This is a genomic window from Roseobacter sp. N2S (genome assembly GCF_031454055.1).
GTDB lineage: Bacteria > Pseudomonadota > Alphaproteobacteria > Rhodobacterales > Rhodobacteraceae > Amylibacter.
This window is the reverse complement of the sequence record NZ_JAVDQB010000003.1, coordinates 216,341-234,561: the sequence shown is the minus strand read 5'-3', so window position 1 is coordinate 234,561 and position 18,221 is coordinate 216,341. Positions and strand designations below refer to the sequence as shown.

Annotated in this window: 14 protein-coding genes; 4 read left to right on the top strand and 10 right to left on the bottom strand. The window is 56.5% G+C overall.

The annotated features are described in order from the left end of the window. Nucleotides 1–16 precede the first annotated feature (16 nt). The 3 genes from GGE09_RS10210 to GGE09_RS10200 are packed head-to-tail and all read right to left on the bottom strand — an operon-like array spanning nucleotide 17 to nucleotide 4,061. A complete protein-coding gene (locus tag GGE09_RS10210; RefSeq protein WP_309746015.1) occupies nucleotides 17–889 on the bottom strand; it encodes an acyl-CoA thioesterase II in 873 nt (290 codons plus the stop codon). Then, nucleotides 889–2,847, bottom strand: coding sequence for an acetoacetate--CoA ligase (locus GGE09_RS10205; RefSeq protein ID WP_309746014.1), 1,959 nt, complete (start codon nucleotides 2,845–2,847; stop codon nucleotides 889–891). The genes GGE09_RS10210 and GGE09_RS10205 overlap by 1 nt, the downstream gene beginning before the upstream one ends. Further along, nucleotides 2,844–4,061 carry a serine hydrolase domain-containing protein gene (locus GGE09_RS10200; RefSeq protein WP_309746217.1) on the bottom strand — a complete coding sequence of 406 codons (1,218 nt, stop codon included), beginning with the start codon at nucleotides 4,059–4,061 and terminating at the stop codon, nucleotides 2,844–2,846. Before GGE09_RS10200 ends, GGE09_RS10205 begins: the two co-directional genes overlap by 4 nt. Before the next feature lie 125 nt (nucleotides 4,062–4,186). On the opposite strand from GGE09_RS10200, the gene GGE09_RS10195 reads away from it, so the two are divergent. Beyond that, complete coding sequence (locus tag GGE09_RS10195) at nucleotides 4,187–7,411, top strand: carboxyl transferase domain-containing protein (RefSeq protein WP_309746013.1); 3,225 nt, start codon at nucleotides 4,187–4,189, stop codon at nucleotides 7,409–7,411. 3 nt (nucleotides 7,412–7,414) lie between these two features. Here GGE09_RS10195 and GGE09_RS10190 read toward each other — a convergent pair whose 3' ends face one another. Both GGE09_RS10190 and GGE09_RS10185 read right to left on the bottom strand, forming a co-directional pair. Then, nucleotides 7,415–8,167 (bottom strand): enoyl-CoA hydratase/isomerase family protein, encoded by a 753-nt coding sequence (locus GGE09_RS10190; RefSeq protein WP_309746012.1) that lies wholly within the window; start codon nucleotides 8,165–8,167, stop codon nucleotides 7,415–7,417. Next, complete coding sequence (locus GGE09_RS10185) at nucleotides 8,167–9,795, bottom strand: long-chain fatty acid--CoA ligase (protein WP_309746011.1); 1,629 nt, start codon at nucleotides 9,793–9,795, stop codon at nucleotides 8,167–8,169. Before GGE09_RS10185 ends, GGE09_RS10190 begins: the two co-directional genes overlap by 1 nt. Nucleotides 9,796–10,007: 212 nt before the next feature. On the opposite strand from GGE09_RS10185, the gene GGE09_RS10180 reads away from it, so the two are divergent. Then, on the top strand, nucleotides 10,008–10,742 hold the full coding sequence (locus GGE09_RS10180; RefSeq protein ID WP_309746010.1) for an SDR family NAD(P)-dependent oxidoreductase: 735 nt from the start codon (nucleotides 10,008–10,010) through the stop codon (nucleotides 10,740–10,742). Further along, nucleotides 10,742–11,344: a 2-hydroxychromene-2-carboxylate isomerase gene (locus GGE09_RS10175; protein ID WP_309746009.1), complete on the top strand. Its 603-nt coding sequence runs from the start codon at nucleotides 10,742–10,744 to the stop codon at nucleotides 11,342–11,344. Before GGE09_RS10180 ends, GGE09_RS10175 begins: the two co-directional genes overlap by 1 nt. A 99-nt stretch (nucleotides 11,345–11,443) precedes the next feature. On the opposite strand, the gene GGE09_RS10170 is transcribed toward GGE09_RS10175, so the two are convergent. The 5 genes from GGE09_RS10170 to GGE09_RS10150 form a co-directional block, all read right to left on the bottom strand. Further along, nucleotides 11,444–12,145: an ABC transporter ATP-binding protein gene (locus GGE09_RS10170; RefSeq protein ID WP_309746008.1), complete on the bottom strand. Its 702-nt coding sequence runs from the start codon at nucleotides 12,143–12,145 to the stop codon at nucleotides 11,444–11,446. Between the two features lies 1 nt (nucleotide 12,146). Then, nucleotides 12,147–12,905 carry an ABC transporter ATP-binding protein gene (locus tag GGE09_RS10165; protein WP_309746007.1) on the bottom strand — a complete coding sequence of 253 codons (759 nt, stop codon included), beginning with the start codon at nucleotides 12,903–12,905 and terminating at the stop codon, nucleotides 12,147–12,149. Then, entirely contained in the window at nucleotides 12,902–14,206 is a 1,305-nt protein-coding gene (locus tag GGE09_RS10160; protein WP_309746006.1) for a branched-chain amino acid ABC transporter permease, read from the bottom strand. Before GGE09_RS10160 ends, GGE09_RS10165 begins: the two co-directional genes overlap by 4 nt. Then, the gene (locus GGE09_RS10155; RefSeq protein ID WP_309746005.1) at nucleotides 14,203–15,159 is read right to left on the bottom strand and encodes a branched-chain amino acid ABC transporter permease; all 957 of its coding nucleotides are present in this window, start codon (nucleotides 15,157–15,159) and stop codon (nucleotides 14,203–14,205) included. Before GGE09_RS10155 ends, GGE09_RS10160 begins: the two co-directional genes overlap by 4 nt. Nucleotides 15,160–15,241: 82 nt before the next feature. Beyond that, nucleotides 15,242–16,486: a branched-chain amino acid ABC transporter substrate-binding protein gene (locus GGE09_RS10150; RefSeq protein WP_309746004.1), complete on the bottom strand. Its 1,245-nt coding sequence runs from the start codon at nucleotides 16,484–16,486 to the stop codon at nucleotides 15,242–15,244. A gap of 232 nt (nucleotides 16,487–16,718) precedes the next feature. Between GGE09_RS10150 and GGE09_RS10145 the strand changes: the two genes are divergently transcribed. Then, on the top strand, nucleotides 16,719–18,221 hold the full coding sequence (locus tag GGE09_RS10145; protein WP_309746003.1) for a class I adenylate-forming enzyme family protein: 1,503 nt from the start codon (nucleotides 16,719–16,721) through the stop codon (nucleotides 18,219–18,221).

Here is an 18,221-nt window from a genome sequence, read left to right as displayed (position 1 = left end):
CCTCCTTTACAGCGCTTTACGCTGGTTTTTTCGTGATCTGACGCATCAGCCCTTCTTGGGCAACGCTGGCGACCAACTTGCCATCCTGTGTGAAAATTGTGCCACGGTTGAACCCCCGTGCGCCGCCCGTAAACGGGCTGTCCATGGAATAGAGATGCCAATCGGCGAAATTCACTGGCGCGTGAAACCACATGGCGTGATCCAGACTGGCGGTCATCACTTCGCCTGTGAACCAGGTCTGTCCATGGGGACGCAGGCTGGACCCAAGCAGGTTCATGTCAGAGGCATAGGCCATCAGGCAATGCTGCATCTTGGGGTTGGCCCCCTGCGCGCCGGGCATACGAAACCACAGCTGGTTTTCATCCTCGACCACTTTGGGGTTGAACCAATCCTGTGGGGCCACTTCGCGGATTTCAATGGGCCGCGCGCGCAGGAAATCGGCGCGCACCCCGTCTGGAACCATATGCTGGTTTTCCTTGCGCCAGTCCTCGCGGGATTCCAGACTGTCTGGCCCCTGCACATCTGGCATGGTGTGCTGGTGGTGCCAGCCACCTTCCTGCACATGAAACGAGGCCGACATATTTAGGATTTGTTTGCCGTGCTGGATCGCGGTAACCCGCCGCGTGGTAAAACTGCCGCCGTCCCGCGCACGGTCCACCGAATAGATCACAGGAATCGACGGATCACCGGGACGGATGAAATAGGCATGCAACGAGTGGCACAGCCGCCCGTCAACCGTGTTATACGCCGCAGCCAGCGCCTGTGCGATCACCTGCCCGCCGAAAATCCGCGTGGTGGTTTCCCCGCCTGCGCCGATTCCGCGGAACAGGTCCACTTCCAATTGCTCGATTTCCAGCAGGTTCAACAACTCTGCTACGATATCGGTCATCAGGTCTCTCTTTCTGCCCCGTAGGCAATGAATCTGTCAAAGCTTGCCGGATTGGCCATGCTGTCGCGATTCACGACCTCTTCCGGATTTCCGCCTAAAAGCAGCTTTTTGACAGGAACTTCCAGCTTTTTCCCTGAAATAGTGCGCGGAACCTCGGCTATTTGGACAATTTCATTGGGTTGGAAGCGGGCCGATACCCCCTCGCGGATTGCTGCGTTGATCTGCGCCTTGATTTCATCGTCCAGCGTCACGCCGTCGCGCAGCACCACAAACAGCGGCATGAAACTTTCGCGGCCCAGAAATTCCAGATCAACCACCAGACTGTCCATCACCACGTCTAGCGCCTCTACTGCCTGATAAATCTCGGACGAACCCATGCGCAGCCCCTTTCGGTTGATCGTCGCATCCGACCGCCCATAGATCACCGAGCCGCCCGTGGGTGTGATTTCAATCCAGTCGCCATGTCGCCAGATACCGGGGTAAGTGTCAAAATAGCTTTCGTGCAGGCGTGAGCCGTCGTCATCGCCCCAGAAATACAGCGGCATCGACGGCAGTGGTTCGGTACAGACCAGTTCCCCCACCTGCCCGATGACCTCATTCCCGTGGGGATCAAAAGCGCGGACCGCATTGCCCAGCGCACGGGCCTGCATTTCGCCAGCCCGCACCACATCCATCGGGTTGCCACAGACAAAAGCCCCCATCAGATCGGTGCCCCCAGAAATCGGCGCCAGCCAGATATCCTGTTTCACCTCGGCGTAGATCCACGCATAGGCGTCTTCGCTCAACGGCGATCCTGTGGACCCCAAGGAATGAAGGTTAGATAGATCAAAATCCGCAGCAGGTGTGACGCCCGCCTTGGCACAGGTGCCGTAAAACGCAGCGCCCGCGCCGAAATAGTTCAGCTTCTCCTCGGCGACGAACTGCCATAACACGTTCAAATCAGGGTAATTGACCGCGCCATCAAACATCGACAGGGTCATGCCCTGCCCCAAAGACAGCATCTGTGAATTCCACATGATCCAGCCAGAGGAGGTCAACCAGCTAAACCGCTCGCCTGCTTTCATGTCCTGATGCAGCGATTGTTTGGCGCCTTCGATCAGCGCCCCGCCGTGACCGTGTACAATCGGTTTCGGATTGCCTGTGGTGCCGGAAGAATACACCACCCAAAGCGGGTGATCGAACGGCACTTGCGCAGTCTTTAAGTCAGCTTTGCGCCCCAGCATATCCGCCCAATTCAGCGCGCCTTCGGGCAGATCAGCGACAAAAGGCAGGATGATGCGCTGTTCCAGCGTGGGCAGGCTGTCAGTGACCAGTTTCAACAAATCCTGACGGTCAATCGTCTTGCCACCATGGACATAGCCGTCTTGTGCGATCAGCACTTTCGGCTCGATCTGGGCAAAGCGATCCACAATCGCCACATGCCCCATATCGGGCGAGCACAACGACCAGATCGCCCCAAGGCTGGCAGTTGCCAGAAGGGCGATAATCGAGGCTGGGGAATTGGGTAGAATGGCAACAACCCGGTCGCCCTCGCGCACGCCCATATCGCGCAGATGACTGGCCAGACTGGAAACCTGATCGTGCAATTCAGTCCATGTCAGTTGTTCCCGCCCAAAGGTTTCGGACCGCGCACTGATCGCCAATGAGTCGCCCAACTTGGCCACATGGCGCAGGGTTTGATCGGCAAAGTTGATCCGCGCCCCTTCAAACCATTTGGCACCGGGCATGATCCGCTGATCCAGAACACGGGTATAGGGGGCCGAGGATTGCAGGTCGAAAAACTCCCAGATGGTTTCCCAGAAATCCTCCAACTCGGTCACGCTCCATTCCCACATGGCAGGGTAATCCGCAAAGGTCAGGCCGCGGTTCTGTTCAAGCCAGCGCATGTAATCTGCCATACGGCTGTTGGTGGCCCGCTCTGGGCTGGGGGACCATAATATCGGGCGTTCTTTGGTCATGACAGCAGTGCTCCGTGTACCAACGCTTTAAGTTGTGGGCGCGCGGGATAAGAACTGCTGGGGGACAGTTGTGTAAAGAACACCACCGACAGATCCAGCACCGGATCAACCCAGAAAAAGGTCGAAGCCATCCCGCCCCAACTGAAATCCCCTACACTGCCGGGCGCGCCTGCACGGGCGGGGTTCAGCACCACCGCACCGCCCAGACCAAAGCCCATGCCTTCCATCGGTTGTTCGGCAAAACTGCTGGGGCCCATAGACGCAATATCGCCAGGCAGATGGTTGCGCAGCATGAAATCCACCGTTTTTGGCGACAACAGCCGGTGCCCGTTGAACGTGCCTTTGCAGCGGATCATCTCGCAAAACTTCATATAATCATCAATGGTGCCCACCAGACCGCCACCGCCCGAAAAGGTTTCGGCTTTGCGATAGGCGCTGGTGTCGGCCTGATCAATCAGGCGCAGGGGATCGCCACCCTCGGCTGCGGAATTCAGCGCCATCGCATTTCCAGCCAGTGGCGTGTAAAGGGATGCAAAGCGCGGCAACCCCGCGTCAGGAACGGAAAACGCGGTTTCTGTCATGCCCAGCGGGGCAAAGATATGCTCGGCAAAGAATTCATCCAGCGGCTGGCCGGACACCACCTCGACCACACGGCCCAACACGTCAATCGCTACGGAATATTCCCAGTGCTGGCCCGGCTTGAACGCCAGTGGCATCTTGGCCAGTTGATCCACAACCCCTTCCAGTGGCCCTTGATCGGCGCGGAAAATCAGCCCCTGTTCCTCCATCGCGGCGGGCAGCACGCCGGGGTTGAACGGATAGCTTAGCCCGCTGGTATGGGTCAGCAGATGGTGCAGCGTCGGGGTCTGACAGGGTGTCACCTGATCAATCGAAGTAGCCCCTTCGATCAAAGCCGAACATTTGGCGAAAGCAGGGATAAAATCAGAAACAGGCGCGTCCAGATGAAACAGCCCCTGTTCGGCCAGCATCATGATCGCAACCGATGTGATCGGCTTGGTCATGGAATAAATCCGCGCCAATGTGTCCCGCTCAAAGGGCAAACCCGCATCTAAGTCACGCGCCCCTGTGGCGTTGAAATACACCTCTTGCCCGCCCCGCGCGATCAACAAGGAAGACCCTGCATATTTGCGGTCGTTTACATAACGGTCCATCCAGTTGTCGATCCGTCCCAACCGATCGGGGTCAAACCCCATAGCCTGTGGTGTGGCGGTTTGCATGACAATTCCTTCCAAGTGCGCTGCGTTCTTTTGTGCAAAGCTTGCAACGCTGAACCAAGCAGTTCAATCCTTATATAAACAGCCCATAAGAAAGACGTGACGTGACAGCCCTTTTAATTGCCAACCGTGGTGAAATCGCCCTGCGCATCGCCCAAGCCGCCCGTGAATTGCAGATCAAAGCCGTTTCGGTTTTCCCCGATGACGACACAGATGCCCCCCATGTGGTTGGCGCTGAAAAGGCGATTAAAATCGAAGGGCGCGGGCCGGCGGCCTATCTGGACGGCGCGGCATTAGTGGCGGCGGCGCAGGCGGCGGGCTGTGATGCGATCCACCCGGGGTATGGTTTTTTAAGCGAGGATGCGGGGTTCGCTGCACAGGTTCACGCCGCAGGTCTGGTATTTGTCGGTCCAACACCTGAAACCCTGCGCTTATTGGGGGACAAGGCAAGTGCCGTGACACTGGCACAGGACTGCGGCGTGCCCGTCACCCGCAACCTGCCTGTGGGGGCCAGCCCCGATCAGATCGCGGACTTCCTGCAAAGCTGTGCAGGCGGCATTGTGCTAAAGGCCGTATTGGGCGGCGGCGGGCGAGGCATGCGCATTGTCACAGATCCTGCCGAACTCCCCACAGCGATCCAGCAAGTGCAGGCCGAGGCGAAATCCGCCTTTGGCTCAGACGCCTTTTACGTCGAGGAGTATCACGCCGCCCCCCGTCACATTGAAGTGCAGGTGATCGGCGACGGCCAGATCGTCAGCCACCTGTGGGAACGGGATTGCTCTGTCCAGCGGCTGCACCAGAAAATGATCGAAATCGCACCCGCCCCCAACCTGCCCGCGGCCACCCGCAGCGCCATGTTGTCTGCGGCCTGCACAATGGCGCAAAAGGCGGGGTTGTGCGGACTCGCCACCTTTGAATTCCTGCTTCTTGGCGATGGGTCTTTCGTCTTTATGGAATCCAACCCCCGCCTTCAGGTGGAACACACCATAACCGAGGAAATCACCGGCGTTGATCTGGTGCAGGCGCAAATCCGTGTGGCGCTTGGGGCAACGCTGGGCGAACTGGGGTTAACCCAAGCCAACATCCCCGCGCCAAACGGGGCTGCGGTACAATTGCGCATCAACTGTGAACAGTTCCAAGCAGGCGGTACGATAACCCCCACTGGTGGAACCCTGACAGACTATGCCCCAGGCGGTGGTCTGGGTCTGCGGGTGGAATCCGCCGCCTATACGGGAATGAAAACCAACCCCGCCTTTGACAGTCTGCTGGGTAAACTGGTGGCACACAGCCCCGCTGGCCTGCCCGCCGCCCTGACCCGCGCCCGCCACGGGCTGGCAAGCTTTCGGCTGGACGGTGTGCAAACCACCAAGCCTATTCTGGCCCGTCTGCTGGATTGTCCAGAACTGGAAACGGGTCAAGCCACTACAAATCTGGTCGGCGATCTGTGGCAGGAATGTGTTGCAATCCAAGCCGCCACCACGCCCACGACCCAGCCCCCCGCAGCAGACGGGTTTGCAGCGCCGATGCAAGGCACCATCCTGTCCGTGGCCGTAACCGCAGGCGAAGTTGTGGCCAAAGGCACGTTGTTGTTCACCATGGAGGCGATGAAGATGCAGCACCGCATCACCGCCCCCTATGCCGCCGAAGTTTCAGACATCCACGTCACCGCAGGCGATACGGTGTTTCAGGGCGACCCGCTGGCAAAATTGTCAGAACGGGACGGCGCAGATGTGGCGGTGGCCGAGGCGTTCATTCCCGACCCCGATCACATCCGCCCCGACCTTGCGCGCCTGACCACGCGGCGCGCCATGACGGCCGACGCGGCCCGCCCCGCCGCAGTGGAAAAACGCCACGCCAAGGGCAAACGCACCGCGCGGGAAAATGTGGCGGACCTGTGTGACACGGGCAGTTTTGTGGAATACGGCGATCTGACCTACGCCGCCCAACGCAAACGGCGCAGCCTAGAAGACCTGATGGCAAACACCCCCGCCGACGGGATGATCACCGGCTTTGGCACGGTCAACAACGGGCAGGTTACAGGGCAGACCCGAACAGCCGTGATGGCCTATGACTATACGGTTCTGGCGGGCACCCAAGGGGTTATGAACCACAAGAAGACCGACCGTTTGCTGCATGTAATCCGCGCCCAGAAAACCCCTCTGGTGATCTATTGCGAAGGCGGCGGCGGGCGGCCCGGCGATGTGGATGCCATGGACAATGCGGTGGCAGGGCTGGACGTGCCGACCTTCTGGTCTTTTGCGGCGCTGTCAGGTCTGGTGCCTGTCATCGGCATTGGATCTGGGCGGGTTTTTGCGGGTAACGCAGCCCTTTTGGGCTGTTGTGATGTGGTGATCGCCACCAAGGATTCCTCAATCGGGATGGGCGGGCCTGCGATGATTGAGGGCGGCGGTTTGGGCGTGTTTCACCCCGATGCCGTCGGCCCTGCAGATGTGCATGGCCCCAACGGCGTGATCGACATTCTGGTCGAAGACGAGGCTGAAGCCACCAAAGCCGCCGCGCAATATCTATCGTATTTTCAAGGGTCTACACTGGATTGGACCGCCCCTGACAGCAGAACCCTGCGCCATGTGGTGCCCGAAAACAGGCTGGAGGTTTATGACGTACACGCCGCCCTGCACGGGATTTGTGACGCAGGCTCTGTGCTGGAATTACGCGCAGGATTTGCACGCGGCATGGTCACCGCCTTTGGCCGCGTTGAGGGCCGTCCTGTCGGCATCCTTGCCAACAACCCGATGTTTCTGGCGGGCGCGATTGACAGCGATGGCGCGGATAAGGCTGCGCGCTTTGTGAAACTTTGTGATGCTTTTGACATCCCGTTGGTGACCCTATGCGACACACCGGGTATGATGGTCGGCCCGGAGGTGGAAAAAACCGCCCTTGTGCGCCATTGCTCGCGCCTGTTTCTGGCCGCTGGCAATGCGACGATCCCGATGATGACGGTGGTGCTGCGCAAGGGCTATGGTCTGGGCGCGATGGTGATGGCGGGGGGCAGTTTTCATCGGCCCCTGTTCACAGTTGCATGGCCCACAGGCGAATTTGGCGGCATGGGGTTGGAAGGCGCGGTTCGGCTGGGCTATCGCAAGGAACTGGAAGCCATTGCCGATCTGGACGAACGCCAAGCCCTGTATGACAAGCTGGTGGCCGACAGCTATGAAAAGGGCGAAGCGCAGAATGCGGCGGCTTGTCTGGAAATCGACACGGTGATTGATCCCGCAGACACCCGCAAATGGATTGCCGCCACGCTGGACGGGGTTGCCCCTGTGCCTGCGCGTGACGGCAAAAAGCACGCTTATGTGGATGCGTGGTAGGATCTAACCTGCCAGCATTGCGGCCATTGCGGTTTTGGTTTCATCGGAAAACCAACCGCCTTTTGGGGTGTTGGCACCGTTTTGCATGGCGGTTTCGATCCGCTGAACCGTGGTCCCACGCAGATCCGCCTTTGATGCGGCATATGTTTTCGGCGGTAAGGCGGCGTATTGCGCTGCAAGGTCCAACGCGCGGTCCATCACAGCATCAGCCGCGACAATTTCATCGACAATACCCGATGCCAAAGCGGCTTCTGCCCTGATCGGCTGACCGTTCAACAGCAGCCGCCGCATATCCGCAGCAGACAGTTCAGCCCGTGCCAGTTCCAGCGGACCAAAGGGCAAAGTCGCGCCCACCCGCACCTCAGCCAGACCGAAACTGACCCGTTCATGGGTCACACGGTAATCGCAGCCAATCACAAAGAAAAATCCCCCCGCAATCGCCGCGCCGTTGATTGCTGCAATGGTGGGTTTGGGCAAGGCATATAGTTTGGTAAAACTCTCGTTCAACGCGCGCACAATATCCCATTGACCTTGCAGATCAAAGCCTTGCGCCTCTTTCAGGTCCAGCCCGCCAGACAGCACTTTCAAATCACTGCCCAGCACTACAGCCCGCACGGAACTGTCCGCGCCAAGCCTGTCATATTCAGCCCCAAGCGCATCCAGAAACGCCGGATTAAGCGCGTTGACAGGGGCGCGGTGCAGCATCAAACGCGCAACACCGCCCCCCATGTCCGTGGTGGTAAACCAATCCGACATCAGCCAGCCAACGTGCCGTCATTGTGGCGCTGGCGCAGGGTCAGCTTCGACACTTTCCCAGTGGCGGTCATGGGCAATTCCTCCACAAACACCACCTCATCTGGAATTTGCCATTTGGCGAGGTTTTCACCCAGATGCGCCAAGATACCAGCCTGATCTTTGTCAGCGCCAGCCGCTGCCACAACAATCAGCAAAGGCCGTTCATCCCATTTAGGGTGAGGCACGGCAATCACTGCACAATTGGCCACGCAAGGATGGGACATGGCCATGTTTTCCACGTCGATGGAACTGATCCATTCCCCCCCCGATTTGATCAGGTCTTTGGCGCGGTCCGTGATGGTTAACATCCCCTCAGCCGTAATTTTGGCCACATCGCCTGTGCCAAACCAGCCATCGGCATCCAACGCGCCGCTTGTGGCCTCTTCGTTGTTGAAATAACCGCTGACAATCGCGTTGCCCCGCACGAACAGCTCTCCCTGCGCTTCGCCGTCATGGGGCAGACGCACACCGTCTTCGTCGACGATTTTCAGGTCCACACCAAACACACGCCGCCCCTGTTTCGACTTCAGATCAATACGTTCTTTCATTGGTAGGGCATCTTGTGTCGGGTTTAATACACCCACCGTGCCAATCGGGCTCATCTCTGTCATACCCCAAGCGTGGCAGACGGATACATCCATGTTTTCAAAGGCTTCAACCATAGAGCGCGGGGCCGCAGAGCCGCCGATGATGACTTCTCCAAAGCCGCTCGGTTTACCACCCTGCGCCTTGATTTCTGCCAGAAGCCCCAGCCAGACCGTAGGAACACCCCATGCAGAATAGACGCCTTCCTCCTGCATCAGTTTGTAAATGCTCGGCCCGTCCATGGCGGCCCCGGGGAACACCAAGGATGCACCTGTCAGGGGGGCCGCATAAGGCAGACCCCAAGCGTTCACATGGAACAATGGTACAACGGGCAGGATTTTCTTGCCCGGGCTTAAGCTGGTTTGCAGCGACACACCCGCCATCAAAGCATGCATTGTGGTGGAACGGTGTGTGTACAATGCCCCCTTCGGATTGCCCGTGGTGCCAGACGTATAGCACAAGCCACAGGCGGTATCTTCCGGGAAATCAGGCCACTCATAAGCCGCATCTTCGGCCTCTACCAGTTCTTCGTAACACAGCAGGTTTGGCAGATCGGTCTGGGGCATATGGGCGCGATCGGTCATTGCCACATAGATCAGGTCTTTGGGCAAATGGGCCTGCAAGGCGTTCAGGATCGGAATAAAGGTCAAATCCACAAAGATCACCTTATCTTCGGCGTGGTTGACGATATAAATCATCTGCTCTGCCGACAGGCGCGGGTTGATCGTGTGGCAGACGGCCCCGATACCAGCAATCCCGTAGTAAAGTTCAAAGTGGCGATAGCCGTTCCAGGCCAATGTCGCCACGCGGTTGCCCTCGGTCACGCCCAGTTTCAGCAGCGCCTTGGCCAATTGACGAGTGCGCACATCAATTTCGCGGTAATTCGTGCGATGGATGCCCCCTTCAACCGCAACAGAGACAACTTCAACGTCGCCGTAAACCTCTGCTGCGAAAGTAAGAATATCGTTTACCCGCATAGGGCGGTTCATCATCAAGCCTTGCATGGCGTTCCTCCTCGTTTTGCGGATACCATACTAATTTAATAACAAAAGTCAGGTTCTTTTTGAAAGAAACGACCACTAAATCACCATGACGTTGCGAAGCAATTGACAGGCACAGCGGCGGGTTCATACCATTGGCAATCACAATCTGAGAAAGGCACTTACATGCAGTTCGAACGGATCGAATTTCCCCCGCAATCCCGGGAACCTCTCCCATGACCGCCCCTGTCGCATTGATCGTCGGCGCGGGCGATTACATCGGGGCGGCCATTGCAAAACGTTTTGCTGCGGGCGGGTTTACCGTATGCCTTGGGCGGCGCAACGGCGATAAACTCGCACCGCTGATTGAAGATATCACCGCCAGCGGCGGCAGCGCCCACGGTTATTCAATGGATGCCCGCGACGAAGACAGCGTGGCAGGATTGTTCAACACCATTGAAACCACTATAGGCCCGATAGAAATCGTGATTTTCAACGTGGGGGGCAATGTGCAGTTTGATATTCTGGATACCACCGCCCGCGTGTTCCGCAAGGTCTGGGAAATGGCCACGTTTTCGGGGTTTCTTGTGGGGCGCGAAACAGCGCGGCATCTGGCGCCGCGTGGCAAGGGATCGCTGTTTTTCACCGGCGCTTCTGCCAGCATGCGCGGCAACGCAGGCTATGCGGCCTTTGGTGCGGGCAAAGCGGGGTTGCGATCTTTGGCTCAAACCTTGGTCAAGGAACTGGGGCCAAAAGGCATCCATGTGGCCCATCTGGTGATCGACGCAGGCGTCGACACTGCTTTTGTGCGCGAAAGAATGGCTGCTGGCGGGGTGGATGCAGACAGCCTGCCCCCTGACACATTGATGAACCCCAACAGCGTTGCCGAGGCATACTGGATGCTGCACCATCAAACGCGGGACGGCTGGACCTTTGAATTAGACATCAGACCTTATGCGGAGAAATGGTAATGAAAACCTTTGACTTTCTATATGATTTTGGCAGCCCGAATGTGTATGTGATGCATAAAATCATGTCCCAGATCGAGGCCCGCACAGGGGCCAAGGCCAATTACATCCCGATCCTGCTGGGCGGCGTGTTCAAACTGACCAATAACACCTCGCCGATGCAGGCCTATGACGGGGTGAAAAACAAACTGGCCTATGAACGGCGTGAACTGGACCGGTTTATCGAACGCTATGATATCCCGTTTCAGTGGACCCCGCATTTCCCCGTGATGACCACCGCCATCATGCGCGGCGCGGTGTTTGCACAAGACAAGGACTATGGACCCCGCTATCTGGACGTTGTGTTTGATGCGGTCTGGAAAGACGGCTTGAAAATGGACGACCCCACCGTCATCGCCGAAACACTGGACGCCGCTGGCCTGCCTGCCGCTGAAATCATCGCAGCCGCCCAATCCCAACCCGTCAAAGACCGCCTGTTTGAAACCACCGCCCAAGCGGTGGAACGGGGTGCATTTGGTGCCCCGATGATGTTCGTGGGGGATGAACCCTTCTTTGGCAAAGACAGCCTGCCCGAACTGGAACACTGGCTGGCCTCAAAACCCTAGGCGCAGGCCCTCGTTTCTTTTGAGCATAAATACCTAGCAAAAACAGTATTGGCGGGACACAGCCCCGCCAAAACCAAAACTTACATCTGAAATGCCGGCTTAAACTTCCAGCCACTCCTTGCGAATGTCTTCGCGGGATTTCAGCTCGGCCGGGGTGCCTTCAAACACCACCTGCCCGTGGCCCATCACATAAACCCGATGGGCAATATCCATGGCAATCGACAGCTTTTGTTCCACCAACAATGTCGCAACACCCCGCGCCGCAATCTGGTTTAGCAACTCGGCAACCCGCTGGGTCATTTGCGGTGACAGGCCCTCGGTGGGTTCGTCGATCATGATGAAATCAGGATCACCCATCAAGGTGCGGCACATGGTTAACATCTGCTGCTCCCCCCCCGACATTACGGATGCTTCTACATCCGCCCGTTCCCGCAGGTTAGAGAACATTTCGAACATATTCTCCATAGACCAGCGGCCATCTTCGTCCTTTTGGCCAGGTTTCAAACCAAGGATCAAATTCTGCCGCGTGGTCAGCCCCGGAAAAATATCGCGGTTTTCGGGCACATAACCGATCCCCAGATTGGCGATTTCAAAGGCTTTTTTACCGGCAATTTCCTGCCCTTTGAATTTGACTGATCCCTTCGGTTCCACCTCTCCCATAATGGCCTTGCAGGTGGTGGATCGCCCGACCCCGTTGCGGCCCAGCAGTGCCACGATCTCGCCCTCGGCCACGGTGATGTTCACCCCTTGCAGGATGTGGGATTTGCCGTAATAGGCGTGAAGGTCTGTTACTTCCAGCATATCAGTGCTCCGCCTCTAGTGCTGCGCCAAGATAGGCCTCTTGCACGTTCTGATCCGCACGAACCGCTTCGGGTTCGCCTGTGGCAACGATCTCGCCGTAGACCAGCACGCTGATCTTGTCACACAGACCAAAAACCACGCCCATGTCATGTTCCACCATGATCAGGGTTTTGCCCTCGGTCACTTTTTCGATCAGCCCGACGATATAGTCGGTTTCCGTGTTCGACATGCCCGCCGTGGGTTCATCGAGCATGATCACATCCGCCCCCCCCGCGATGGTAATGCCGATTTCCAGCGCCCGCTGTTCAGCATAGCTTAGAACCCCCGCAGGCAGATCGCGGCGGCTGGACAGGTTGATCTGTTCCAGAATTTCATCGGCGCCTTCGTTCAATGCGCGGGATTTCGACACCATGTTCCAAAAGCTGTATTTATAGCCCAAGGACCACAAAAGCGAGCAGCGCACGTTTTCAAACACCGTCATCTTTGGAAAGATATTGGTGATCTGGAAACTGCGTGACAGCCCCATGCGGTTGATTTCAAACGGGGCCTTACCCGCCAGATCCTGACCATGCAAACGTACATGCCCCGAAGTCTGCGGAAACCGCCCTGTGATCAGGTTGAACAGGGTGGATTTCCCCGCCCCGTTCGGCCCGATAATCGCATGGCGTTCGCCTTTGCCAATGGACAGGTCCACCCCGCGGATGATCTCGGTCTTGCCAAAAGATTTGCGCAAGCCGTCAAGTTCAAGAGCAGCCGTCATTGCGCGCCTCCGTCTTTTTTAGGGGTTAAGATGTTGGAATTAGCCCAAGTATCGCGCAGCTCTGGTGCGTTGCGTCTGGCAATCAGGAAACTGACAACCGTCACCGAAATGACCACAACCCAAGGCAATACGCTGTGGGTGGAAAAGACATAGCCAAACAGGCTCATGTCATCCTCGCCAACAGCGGCATGTTTATAGTGGAACATGATTTCACAAAAACACGCCAACCCAAGAATACCAACCGCCGCAGGCAGCACGGTTTTGATGTATGGCACAATCAAATCCTTCAGCTTACCCAGTTTATAGGGTGCAGCATGCATCATGATCACACCTGCAAGTCCGCCCGGGAAATACATCACGGTCAGCACAAACAACGCGCCCACATACATTTGCCACAACTCTGTTTGTAGAGACAAAACCGATTGCAACAAGGTAAAGACAATCGCTCCGATGATCGGCCCAAAGAAAAAGCCAACGCCCCCAAGGAAGGTGATCAAAAGGATCGACCCTGATGTGGCAAGGTTCAGGTTTTCTTCGGTCAGGATTTCAAAGTTGATAGCAAACAGACCACCCGCCACGCCGCAGAAAAAACCTGACGCGCAGAAGGAGTAGAACCGCACCCAACGAGAGGAATAGCCCAGAAACTGTGCCCGTTCAGGATTGTCACGCACCGCATTCGCCATCCGCCCCACAGGGGTTCTGGAAAACAGATACATCAGCAAAGCCGACAGAACCAGCCAACCTGCGGTCAGATAATAAACCTCGATCTTGGTGAGGAATTCATAACCGAACACTGGCAGACCATAGGTCCGATCACCACTGACGCCCTCTTCGCCGCCAAAAAAGGCAACGATGATGACGGAACAGGATGCGATCAATTCGCCAATCCCAAGCGAGATCATGGCAAACACCGTCCCCGCCGCACGGGTCGAAAACGCCCCGATGATGGTGGCCATCCCCAAGCCGAACAAACCGCCAAACAGTGGCAGGAATGGCAAGGGCAGCGGGATGCTTTCGGCCTCGACCCAGTTCATGACGTGCATGCACATAAAGCCGCCCATGCCCATATAGACCGCGTGGCCAAAGGACAGCATGCCGCCCTGCCCCAGCAACATATTATAGGCCAGGGCAAAGACGATGGTGATCGCCATCTGGTTCATAATGGTCAGCGCGGAACTGGACTGAAACACATAAGGCAACAGCACCAGCAACACCGTGCAGATGATCCAAGGCGCAACAGCCCCCGTGGTCATGCCACCGTAAGACCGTTTTTGCGAGATCGTAGAAGTTGTATCCGTCATGCGTCACGCTTTCCAAACAGGCCATAAGGGCGGAAGACTAGGATCACGACCATCAGAAGATAGGGCAGGATCGGCCCGATCTGTGGCAGTGTCAGGGTCCAAAGATCACGCAAGGCGCTTTCGGACATTTCCTCGGGCATTTCAAATCCAAGCGCCATCAGAATATCGGCCATTGCCAGATTATAGGATGCTGCGAATGTGGTCATCCAGCCGATCAACAGGGATGCAACCAGCGCCCCCCAAAGCGACCCAAGGCCGCCAATCACGATTGTGACAAACACAATGGACCCCAGCAAAATCGCCATCCCCGGGAAGGTGCCCAGTTGCGGCCCTGCGATCACGCCAGCCAGACCAGCCAATGCCGTGCCAACCCCGAACACACCCATAAAGATGAAAGGCACGTTGTGGCCCAACGCCTCTACTGTGCGCGGATAGCTAAGGGCGGCCTGAATGATCATGCCCACCCGTGTTTTGGTCAGAACATACAACAGGCACAGGAAGATCAGCACTGAAATGGCGATCATAAAGACCTTATAGGCCTGAATTTCATTGGTCCCGATGGAAAACAGCGCGAACTGAAGCACTTCGGGTGCGTCATAAGGCACCTGGTTCTTACCCCAGAAAAACTGAACGATTTCTTCAATCAAAAGAGCCAGACCAAAGGTAAAGATCAACTCGGGCACATGCCCGTATTGGTGCACTTTACGCAGGCCGTATCGTTCGACCCCCGCGCCTGCAATGCCAACAATCAAAGGCGCTACCAGTAGCCCCGGCCAAAAGCCCAGATACGTACTGATCTGATATGCGAAATAAGCTCCCAGCATGTAAAAGCTGGCATGGGCGAAGTTCAACACGCCCATCATTGAAAAAATCAACGTCAACCCGCTGGACAGCATAAACAACAGCAATCCATATACGAGCCCGTCAATCAGGATAACGAAAACCAGTTCCATCGTGCCCCAATCCTAACGATTTGTGAATTTTAGACGAAAAAGGCCCGCTTCGGAAAACCGAAGCGGGCCTGAAACATGCCGGTTAAGGGCGTTCCATCTTACAAGTTGTCGGGCTGTCCATGCCAGCCATTTCAACTTCGCTGGCCATTTTCATACCCCATTGGGATGCATCCATTTTGAACATGATGTCCTGGTCGGTATGCTCTTGGATATCCACGTTCTGAATGATCTGGTGATCCTGTGGACGCATGAACAATTTACCGCCCCAGATGCTGTCATGCTCCATGCCTTCAAGCGCTGTGGCAACCTTAACAACGTCTGTTGCAGAGCCAGCCTCGTTGATGGCTTTCGCCAGCATTTCGATTGTGTTGGCAATCCGTGGCTGGGTGATGTCGTGATCTGGGTATTTGGCTTCAAAACCTTCTACATATTCGATCATGCGATCGGATGCAGGCGGGTTCACAGCGCCTTCACTGACCAGGAAGATATGGCCTGTGCCTTGTTCCCCAAAGGTGCGCGTGATGCCGTTTGATGCACCGTAATAGGTGTAGATCGGGCCTTCAAAACCAGCGTCGATGATGGCTTTCCCCAAGCCAACCATATCTGCGCCCCAGTTACCTGTGATCACAGCATCTGCACCGGAAGATACGATTTTACGCGCATAAGGTGTGAAATCTTTCACCTTGCCAATCGGGTGCAATTCGTTGCCAACGATTTCTACATCAGGGCGTTTTTCAGCCAGATTTGAAACCGCAGCCGCTGCAACAGCCTTACCAAAGGAATAGTCCTGACCGATCACATAGACCTTTTTCAGGGACTCGTCTTTGGCCATAACGTCTGTCAGCGCATCCATTTTAATGTCTGCGTTGGCATCAAAACGGAAGTGCCAGAAGTTACAGGCATCGTTGGTCAAAGCCGGATCAACAGCCGCGTAGTTCAGGAACAGAACCCGGTCATCAGGGTTACGTTTATTGTGCTTGTTCACAGCATCCGTGATCGCATGGGCAATACCAGAGGAGTTCCCCTGCGCGATATAGCGCACACCTTGGTCAATCGCCACTTGCAACTGGATCAGCGACTCTTTCGGGCTCATTTTATTGTCAAAGCCGACGATTTCAAACATGTCCCCGCCCAGAACACCGCCTTTTTCATTCACCAGCTTTTCAGCCGCAAATTCAAATTCAGCCAGACCGTTTGTCCCAGTCGGTGAAAACGGGCCAGACAGCGGATCAACAAAAGCGATTTTAACAGTGTCGGCAAAAGCGACGGATGCACTCATGGTCATTGCCATAGCGGCAGCAACACCGAACGTGGTTTTCTTAAGCATTAATGTATTCCTCCCAGAATTGGTATCAACCTACACGCGACGCGTGGCTGATATACCCGAAAGAGTTGCATATTCCGTTCATAAGTCAAGCTTTACGCTTTGGAATAACGTTGGGTCACTCTGGTAGAATTCCTGTTTAACGGCTTTTGCCAAAACTTTGTGCTCTTTCGCATAGCGGAATTTTGTTTCACAGTTTCACAGTCGCAATTATTGCGAGAATCGGGAGCAGAAAATGAATCGACTACATCAGGTTTTAGACGGCAAGCCGGGGGGCGCACTGGCGCTGGTGGACTTTGACGGCACACCTTTCACCTATGGCGAGCTTCAACTGGAGTCCGCCGCACTCGCTGAAATCTTGCGCACGCACGGGGTTCGCGCAGGGGATCGGGTGGTGCTGGTGGCAGAAAACTCGGTGTTTTATGCTGCGATGGTTTTCGCGGTCAGTCAGTTGGATGCTTGGCTGGTTTTGGTAAACGGCAGACAATCCGCCGATGAAATCACTGCTATTCAAGCCCACGCCACCCCGCGCTGCGTGCTTTACACGCACAGCGCCTCGGCCCCTGCCCGCCAACATGCCGAACGGATGAAGGCCAAACAGATCGGCACATTGGCCGGTGGCCCTGTCTGGGCAACCGAAGTCTGTGACGTAGATGTCGAACCCGTCAGCGCCGATGCAGATCAGGTGGCTGTCCTGCTGTATACTACAGGCACCACCAGTGCGCCCAAAGGGGTGATGCTGACCCATAACAACCTACTGTTCAGCGCCAAAAATTCCACCACTTTCCACGGCCTGACCCCGGCAGACCGCGTGGTTGGCGTTTTGCCGGGCACCCATATCTATGCGCTTGCCTCGGTCTTCCTGCCCGCAATGATCGCTGGTGCGTCGCTGCATTTCTTTGCACGGTTTGATCCTGTCGCAGTGCTAAACCTGCTGCGCGACGGGGCGACCCGTTTCCCAGCGGTGCCCCAAATGATGGCCGCCATCATGCAACACCTGCATGAAGTGAACGAAGACCTGAACGCCCCTTCCCTAATCAGCATGATGACCGGCGGCGCCCCCCTTGATCCCGGCCTGAAAGCACGGGTGGAACGGGTCTTTGGCCTGCCGCTGAACAACGGCTACGGGCTGACCGAAACCTCACCTTCTATCGCGGCCACCCATAACGACGAACCACGCAGCGACGTGGGCGTGGGCAAACCCTATAAATGGATCGAGGTCCGGCTCTGGGATAAGAACGCCGATGGCATCGGTGAAATTCAGGTGCGCGGCCAGAACGTTATGAAAGGCTACTACCGCGCCCCCGAACGCACGGCCGAAGCAATGACAGAGGATAATTTCTTCCGCACAGGTGATCTGGGCCGCTTTGACGATGGCGGCGGCCTGCATATTGTCGGCCGTCTGAAAGAGTTGATCATCCGCTCCGGCTTTAACGTCCACCCTCCCGAAATCGAGGCCATGCTTTCCCAACATCCAGACGTTTTCCAAGTCGCAGTCATTGGCCGCACGGTGCCTGGAAACGAAGAAATCCTCGCCTTTGTGAAAGGCACCAAAGATCTGGAAGAAACCAGCCTGAAACTCTGGCTGCGCGACAGGCTGGTGGGCTATAAAATCCCCAGCCATATCTTTGTGGTGGATGCCTATCCTGCGGCGGCAAGTGGTAAGATCCTGAAACACAAACTGCTCAATCACTTCAGCACAGAAATCGCAGAAAAAGACGCCAAGGCAACCGTTTAG